Raw genomic sequence first — 1,784 nt, forward strand, 5'->3', positions numbered from 1 at the left:
GGCAGACCAAAAAGGCAAAGCGCCTTCATCAACAAGGCGACTTAATGACAGTTTTTCTGCAATCATGTCTCGTAGGCTCAGAGGCTGGCCATCTGAGCGTAGTTTGGTGAGCGGCTGAGCCGTTTCGAATTCAATACTTTCAAACAAGGTATGTAAAAAAGTACCCGCCTTACTACCTCGGGGAAAGTCAAAAATGCTTAACTCTCGCTCTTCGCTTTCCGCTACGGGCTCTTTCGACGGCGTGCGACTATTGGAGCCTGGTGATGTCGTAATATGCTGACGCGCATGGCTTTCCTGCATTAGCCCGGTAAAGCTTTGAACTCGCCATTGGCTACTCAACCCTCTATCTAGCAGTTCACAAGCAATCGCCTCTTGCCGACCCTTGTCACGACCCTGTTCTGATTTAAAGTGCGCAAAACGATGTTGCTTTAGGCTCTCGCTTAAATCATCTTCGTCGAGTAAGTTAAATTGAATGACACCATTTGATTGTGCAGCCAAACCCTCTAAAGCCGAACGGTAGTTATCCTCGTCCAAACCTTCAAGTATTGCTTCACGGTCAAGCAGATAAGCCCAGGCAGTTTTCGCTACCCCCAAACTAAGTACGCCCGCGCCTTTATAAAAGTAGGTACCAAGGAAGCATTGATATTTTGCTCGTGTCAGTGCGACATATAATAAGCGGATATCTTCAGCCAGCCGCTCTCGGTCCACCAAACTGACATTTGACTCTTGCTTGAGTAAGTCGAGGTTTAACTTGCCGCTCTGATCATAAAACCACGCCATATCAGCACCACGGCCTGTGAATACAAACGGTAGAAAGACATAGGGATACTCTAAGCCCTTACTTTTGTGAATCGTGACGATACGAATTAGCTGTTCATCACTTTCAAGACGTAGACGACTCTCATCATCAGCCAGTACCGACGCTGAAATATTCTGACGAAACCAACGCAGTAGCGCAAAGTGACCACGTGTGACTTGCGCCTGACTTTGTAATAACTCCGCTAGCTGATTAACATTACTAAGGCGTCTTTCCCAGTCCTGGAACTGTGAGGCATCCTGGTGCCAAGATGCATAGACACCCAAGCGACTCATAGCGTCACGTATCGCGGCTAAGACTCCATGGCGATTCCAACATTTATGCAAGTCATTAAACAGCTCAAGATAATACTCCAAAACACTATCGTTATTTCGAATATCCAAGAGGCGTTCGTCGTCGATGCAAAAGAATAATTCAGACAGACAGCTCATTAGCAGATACTCATCACCCGGCTCTGCTATCGCTGCAAGCAAGCGATAAATGGCCTGCGCTTCTTCACTATCGTAAATATTGCTCTTGCCTTCGTAGCTTGCACTTAAGCCATAGCGTGCAAGGCGTTGCTTAACTAGCTCGGCCTCTTTTCCTGAACGAACTAATACGGCAATGTCTGAGTAAGCGGCCTTTCCTTCAGTCAGCAATGCAAGAATTTGTTGGACGCAATGATCGGCAAGTATGGAGGTCATCGCTTTTATATCACGTCCTTCAGGTCTTACTTGAGTGATGCAAAACGCAGGCTGACCACGCAAGTGCTCGGGTGTACTCTTCGCCGCGTTTACAGCGTTAAAAGGGATGTCTTCTGCGATAAATGGATTCGATTCGCGCTGGAATACCTGATTTACTGCTGTGACCATCTCAGGCGAAGAACGCCAATTGGTATCCATTGTGAACTGGTGGCCACGCGGGTGTTTGTCAATATCCTGCTTAGCTCTGAGGTAGGTGGCGATATCCCCGCCTCGAAAAGCATAGA

The 1,784-nt window shown here is 47.4% G+C and carries 1 protein-coding gene; it reads right to left on the reverse strand.

What is annotated here, in order from left to right:
- The coding region (locus A3763_RS26180; protein ID WP_304440851.1) for a 3'-5' exonuclease at window positions 1–1,784 on the reverse strand (1,784 nt) is incomplete at both ends.

The sequence above is a fragment of the Oleiphilus sp. HI0128 genome (assembly GCF_001635365.1).